The 3,115-nt window shown below is 44.3% G+C and carries 4 protein-coding genes and 1 pseudogene; 3 read left to right on the forward strand and 2 right to left on the reverse strand.

Annotated elements, in window-relative coordinates:
* Nucleotides 1-471: 471 nt before the first annotated feature.
* The 3 genes from efp to AACT52_RS10405 all read left to right on the forward strand — a co-directional run bounded on the left by efp (nucleotide 472) and on the right by AACT52_RS10405 (nucleotide 2,115).
* Nucleotides 472-1,029 carry an elongation factor P gene (gene efp, locus AACT52_RS10395; RefSeq protein WP_073636626.1) on the forward strand — a complete coding sequence of 186 codons (558 nt, stop codon included), beginning with the start codon at nucleotides 472-474 and terminating at the stop codon, nucleotides 1,027-1,029.
* A gap of 130 nt (nucleotides 1,030-1,159) precedes the next feature.
* The gene (gene accB, locus AACT52_RS10400) at nucleotides 1,160-1,705 is read left to right on the forward strand and encodes an acetyl-CoA carboxylase biotin carboxyl carrier protein (RefSeq protein ID WP_073636627.1); all 546 of its coding nucleotides are present in this window, start codon (nucleotides 1,160-1,162) and stop codon (nucleotides 1,703-1,705) included.
* 65 nt (nucleotides 1,706-1,770) lie between these two features.
* On the forward strand, nucleotides 1,771-2,115 hold the full coding sequence (locus tag AACT52_RS10405; protein ID WP_041035432.1) for an ArsR/SmtB family transcription factor: 345 nt from the start codon (nucleotides 1,771-1,773) through the stop codon (nucleotides 2,113-2,115).
* Nucleotides 2,116-2,155: 40 nt separating this feature from the next.
* Here the strand turns inward: AACT52_RS10405 and AACT52_RS10410 are convergent, their stop codons facing one another.
* Complete coding sequence (locus AACT52_RS10410; RefSeq protein WP_233154267.1) at nucleotides 2,156-2,473, reverse strand: transposase; 318 nt, start codon at nucleotides 2,471-2,473, stop codon at nucleotides 2,156-2,158.
* An 86-nt stretch (nucleotides 2,474-2,559) separates the two neighbouring features.
* Nucleotides 2,560-3,093, reverse strand: a pseudogene (locus AACT52_RS10415) (RNA-guided endonuclease InsQ/TnpB family protein); the annotation flags it as partial.
* Nucleotides 3,094-3,115 lie beyond the last annotated feature (22 nt).

Raw genomic sequence — 3,115 nt, forward strand, 5'->3', positions numbered from 1 at the left:
TCTTGGCGGTTCGTTTTTTAATATTCTATGCATCTTCATAAAGAATTGGTATTAGGAAAATTTCTGAACAAGCTGTCAGAATAAATATTTTTTTGTGTCAGCACTCTGGAGTGAGTCAGTTTAGATGTTTCGTTGTAGTATTTTGTAGGTACTTACAGAATATAAATAAAATAATTTTTAATTTTTATTTTGAATTTTATGAGTTTGTCAGATATCCCTAACCTCTGGGTACCTTTGGCGCTTTTAGGGTTAATTATCATTGCTGCTATCTTTTTCAGCCGCACCAGCTAGCAGTGTGTTGCAATCAAACGCTTAGGTGGAAGCACCAGAGCAGACGAGGAGAATAATTTTTGGCTCTTGAGTGTTGACTTTTGAGTGAGTACTAATAACTAATAACTCATGAGGAATGACTAATTACTGCTATTGGGGGTTAAAATAAATCCCGATTGTCTTCCAAATTCTGAAAGTTTCATGATCTCCAGTAACGACTTTCGACCTGGTGTCTCGATAGTATTAGATGGGTCTGTGTGGCGAGTTGTGGAATTCCTCCACGTCAAGCCAGGTAAAGGCTCTGCTTTTGTACGCACAAAACTGAAAAATGCCCAAAGTGGCAGTGTGGTAGAAAGAACGTTCCGCGCCGGCGAAACAGTTCCGCAAGCCAACCTGGAAAAAAGCACGATGCAGCATACCTATAAAGAAGGCGATGAATACGTCTTTATGGATATGGAAACCTACGAAGAAGGCAGATTGAGCGCAGCGCAGATTGGCGAGCGCGTAAAATACCTCAAAGAAGGTATGGAAGTCAACGTCGTTCGCTGGGACGACCAAGTTCTAGAAGTAGAACTGCCTAACTCTGTCGTGTTGGAAATTGTGCAAACAGATCCAGGTGTCAAGGGTGATACTGCAACTGGTGGTTCCAAGCCTGCAACTGTAGAAACAGGAGCAATGGTCATGGTTCCTCTGTTTATTTCCCAAGGAGAACGCATCCGTATAGACACCCGTAACGACACATACCTTGGCAGGGAGTAACTTTCTTCTCACCTCTTGATGCAAATCCCTATTTTCATTTATAACAGGGATTTACATCCCTGCCTGACGAGCAAATTCACTTCACGGATAAAGTCTATCTACTACCTAATTGCATGAGGTCAGAAAAGCTGTGCCATTGGACTTTAATGAAATCCGCCAACTGTTGACAACTATTGCACAAACTGATATAGCAGAAGTCACACTCAAAAGTGACGATTTTGAGCTAACGGTTCGTAAGGCGGTCAGCACTCATCAAATTTTGTCAGCACCTCAAGCGGCATTAGGCGCGGTTGGTTCGGAACTGACGCCAGTTCCACCACCTGCGTATGCGGTGGGACCGCCTCCAACCGTCACCCAAACCCCGCCAACTCGCGTTTTTGACAGCAATAGCGTGAGTGTACCGCCACTGACTGTTCCCTCACTCATAGAACAGAAATTCGTTGACATCCCTTCCCCAATGGTGGGAACGTTTTATCGCGCTCCTGGTCCTAGCGAATCACCATTTGTGGAAGTGGGCGATCGCGTCAGAAGCGGTCAAACAGTATGTATTATCGAAGCCATGAAACTGATGAATGAAATCGAATCAGAAGTCTCCGGACAAGTGATAGAAATTCTCGTTCAAAACGGTGAACCTGTGGAATATGGTCAGCCTTTGATGCGAATTAACCCTGATTAAGTATTAATCTATATAACGATACCTCGTTATAAACTTTTTAGTTGAGTCCTTACGGATCTAACCTGATGAAACAAGCGTTGCCTGTACCGCCAGAAGTTGTGCAACAAGTAGCTGAATACTTCAGCCTCTTGAGTGAACCCATGCGCCTACGGCTGTTGCATTTGCTGCGGGATGAAGAAAAATGTGTGCAAGAACTGGTAGAGGCAACACAGACTTCTCAGGCTAATGTGTCAAAACATTTGAAGGTAATGTGGCAAGCAGGAATCCTCAGCCGCCGCAGTGAAGGAACTTGTGCCTACTACCGGGTGGAAGATGAGATGATTTTTGAATTGTGTAACCGGGTTTGCGATCGCCTCGCCGCCAGGTTGGAACAGCAAGCCCGTAACTTTCGCATTTTAAATAGCAAGTAATTATTGACATCCTCACTGCCCTATAAGAGACGGTGATTTCCTACCAGTCGAACAGTTTTAACTGCTCGTACTGAATATGGGTTGACAGCTCAGCGGGAACTGCCGAAACTTCGGTCTTACACTCCCTCCCTGCCCGTTTAGAGTCGTGGGTATGCCCTACCCCGACTTTCTCTATATTTTTGGAAGCATTATCGTCTCTGTCGTGGTGATTGCCGCAGTTCACGCAGACAATCTCTCTAACAGACAAATCAAGCTTGCCCCATTGGTAGCCACAATCAGAACAAGTTTGACTGGTTGGTTCCCATCGACTAATGACAACAAACTCGCGCCCGAATTTGTCTGATTTGGCTTGACACATTGTCCTGAATTCTCGCCATCCAGCGCAGTGCTTATTGCCCGTGATAGACAGCGATTTTTCACCATTCCGGACACATTCAAGTCTTCCAAAGCAATAACTTGGTTTTCGTTTACCACTTTGGTTGATAACTTATGCAAGAAATTTTTGCGTATGTCTCTTAGCTTGGCTTTGAGTCTCGCCACCTTGAGACGCATTCGCTCACGTCGTTTTGAATTTTTTTGGCGACGCGATAACTTGCGCTGTGACCGTCTAATCTTGCGCTCTAGGCACGAATAATCTGGGCTGGATACCTTCTCTCCATTAGAGAGTGCAGCAAAAGTTCTGAGTCCTAAATCAATGCCTACTGCTTGATTTTGAGCAGGCTTGAATTCGGGTTGAATTTCTACAACAAAGCTCAAGAAATAACGCCCTGCTCGGTCTTTAATTACCGTTACTGAGCTAGGTTCAGATGGCAGTGGACGCGACCACTTGGTTTTAATATAACCAATTTTGGCAAGGTAAACTTTCTCATTTTTAATGGAAAACCCACCTTTTCTAAACCGTGCTGTTTGGCGATTGTCCTTCTTTTTGAACTTTGGTGGGTTGACCTTGACCAGAAAGAAAAAGGTACAAGCCCCCAACTTATGGTATGGAAAAAGAAAA

The organism is Scytonema sp. HK-05 (assembly GCF_963872035.1).
Lineage (GTDB): Bacteria > Cyanobacteriota > Cyanobacteriia > Cyanobacteriales > Nostocaceae > Kalymmatonema.